Here is a 3,203-nt window from a genome sequence, read left to right as displayed (position 1 = left end):
TCAGAACCAACACAGTGAACGCGAGCATCAATGGACAAGCCCTCGGCCTATTAGTACCAGTCAACTCCACCGGTTACCCGGCTTCCATATCTGGCCTATCAACCCAGTCGTCTACTGGGAGCCTTACCCTCTCAAGGAGGTGGGAATACTCATCTCGAAGCAGGCTTCCCGCTTAGATGCTTTCAGCGGTTATCCCTCCCGAACGTAGCCAACCAGCCATGCCCTTGGCAGAACAACTGGCACACCAGAGGTTCGTCCGTCCCGGTCCTCTCGTACTAGGGACAGCCCTTCTCAATATTCCTACGCGCACAGCGGATAGGGACCGAACTGTCTCACGACGTTCTAAACCCAGCTCGCGTACCGCTTTAATGGGCGAACAGCCCAACCCTTGGGACCGACTCCAGCCCCAGGATGCGACGAGCCGACATCGAGGTGCCAAACCATCCCGTCGATATGGACTCTTGGGGAAGATCAGCCTGTTATCCCCGGGGTACCTTTTATCCGTTGAGCGACGGCGCTTCCACAAGCCACCGCCGGATCACTAGTCCCGACTTTCGTCCCTGCTCGACCCGTCGGTCTCACAGTCAAGCTCCCTTGTGCACTTACACTCAACACCTGATTGCCAACCAGGCTGAGGGAACCTTTGGGCGCCTCCGTTACCCTTTGGGAGGCAACCGCCCCAGTTAAACTACCCATCAGACACTGTCCCTGATCCGGATCACGGACCCAGGTTAGACATCCAGCACGACCAGACTGGTATTTCAACGACGACTCCACAACCACTGGCGTGGCTGCTTCAAAGTCTCCCAGCTATCCTACACAAGCCGAACCGAACACCAATATCAAACTGTAGTAAAGGTCCCGGGGTCTTTCCGTCCTGCTGCGCGAAACGAGCATCTTTACTCGTAGTGCAATTTCACCGGGCCTATGGTTGAGACAGTCGAGAAGTCGTTACGCCATTCGTGCAGGTCGGAACTTACCCGACAAGGAATTTCGCTACCTTAGGATGGTTATAGTTACCACCGCCGTTTACTGGCGCTTAAGTTCTCAGCTTCGCCCCACCGAAATGGAGCTAACCGGTCCCCTTAACGTTCCAGCACCGGGCAGGCGTCAGTCCGTATACATCGCCTTACGGCTTCGCACGGACCTGTGTTTTTAGTAAACAGTCGCTTCTCGCTGGTCTCTGCGGCCACCCCCAGCTCACCGAGTAAATCGGATCACCGAGTGTGGCCCCCCTTCTCCCGAAGTTACGGGGGCATTTTGCCGAGTTCCTTAACCATAGTTCACCCGAACGCCTCGGTATTCTCTACCTGACCACCTGAGTCGGTTTAGGGTACGGGCCGCCATGAAACTCGCTAGAGGCTTTTCTCGACAGCATAGGATCATCCACTTCGCCACAATCGGCTCGGCATCAGGTCTCAGACTGTGTGCAAGGCGGATTTGCCTACCTTGCGTCCTACACCCTTACCCCGGGACAACCACCGCCCGGGATGGACTACCTTCCTGCGTCACCCCATCACTCACCTACTAACCGCTTGGTTCGGCGGCTCCACCACTCCCCTCAACTCCGAAGAGATCAGGGCGGCTTCACGGCCTTAGCATCACGATGCTCGATGTTTGACGCTTCACAGCGGGTACCGGAATATCAACCGGTTATCCATCGACTACGCCTGTCGGCCTCGCCTTAGGTCCCGACTTACCCTGGGCAGATCAGCTTGACCCAGGAACCCTTAGTCAATCGGCGCAAACGTTTCTCACGTTTGTATCGCTACTCATGCCTGCATTCTCACTCGTCAACCGTCCACAACTACCTTCCGGTGCTGCTTCACCCGGCAGACGACGCTCCCCTACCCATCACAGCAGGCGTTGGCCCTATATGCTGCAATGACACGACTTCGGCGGTACGCTTGAGCCCCGCTACATTGTCGGCGCGGAATCACTAGACCAGTGAGCTATTACGCACTCTTTCAAGGGTGGCTGCTTCTAAGCCAACCTCCTGGTTGTCTGTGCGACTCCACATCCTTTCCCACTTAGCGTACGCTTAGGGGCCTTAGTCGATGCTCTGGGCTGTTTCCCTCTCGACCATGGAGCTTATCCCCCACAGTCTCACTGCCGCGCTCTCACTTACCGGCATTCGGAGTTTGGCTAAGGTCAGTAACCCGGTAGGGCCCATCGCCTATCCAGTGCTCTACCTCCGGCAAGAAACACACGACGCTGCACCTAAATGCATTTCGGGGAGAACCAGCTATCACGGAGTTTGATTGGCCTTTCACCCCTAACCACAGGTCATCCCCCAGGTTTTCAACCCTGGTGGGTTCGGTCCTCCACGAAGTCTTACCTCCGCTTCAACCTGCCCATGGCTAGATCACTCCGCTTCGGGTCTTGAGCGTGCTACTGAATCGCCCTGTTCGGACTCGCTTTCGCTACGGCTTCCCCACCCGGGTTAACCTCGCAACACACCGCAAACTCGCAGGCTCATTCTTCAAAAGGCACGCAGTCACGAGATACAGCAAGCTGCATCCGACGCTCCCACGGCTTGTAGGCACACGGTTTCAGGTACTATTTCACTCCGCTCCCGCGGTACTTTTCACCATTCCCTCACGGTACTATCCGCTATCGGTCACCAGGGAATATTTAGGCTTAGCGGGTGGTCCCGCCAGATTCACACGGGATTTCTCGGGCCCCGTGCTACTTGGGTGTCTCTCAAACGAGCCGCTGACGTTTCGACTACGGGGGTCTTACCCTCTACGCCGGACCTTTCGCATGTCCTTCGCCTACATCAACGGTTTCTGACTCGTCCTACGGCCGGCAGACCGCAGAAGAGAGATCCCACAACCCCGCATGCGCAACCCCTGCCGGGTCTCACACGCATACGGTTTGGCCTCATCCGGTTTCGCTCGCCACTACTCCCGGAATCACGGTTGTTTTCTCTTCCTGAGGGTACTGAGATGTTTCACTTCCCCTCGTTCCCTCCACACTGCCTATGTGTTCAGCAGCGGGTGACAGCCCATGACGACTGCCGGGTTTCCCCATTCGGAAACCCCCGGATCAAAGCCTGGTTGACGACTCCCCGGGGACTATCGTGGCCTCCCACGTCCTTCATCGGTTCCTGGTGCCAAGGCATCCACCGTGCGCCCTTAAAAACTTGGCCACAGATGCTCGCGTTCACTGTGCAGTTCTCAAACAACGACCAGCCACCCGTC

Annotated in this window: 1 rRNA gene; it reads right to left on the bottom strand. The window is 56.8% G+C overall.

Annotated features, from left to right (window positions below):
- Nucleotides 1–30 precede the first annotated feature (30 nt).
- Nucleotides 31–3,151, bottom strand: a 23S ribosomal RNA gene (locus ACF08B_RS41430).
- Nucleotides 3,152–3,203: the final 52 nt, after the last annotated feature.

It is taken from the genome of Streptomyces sp. NPDC015139 (genome assembly GCF_043079785.1).
In the GTDB taxonomy this organism is placed as follows: domain Bacteria; phylum Actinomycetota; class Actinomycetes; order Streptomycetales; family Streptomycetaceae; genus Streptomyces; species Streptomyces albidocamelliae.
The sequence above is the reverse complement of the archived record's forward strand: the minus strand, read 5'-3'. Positions and strand labels throughout refer to the sequence as shown.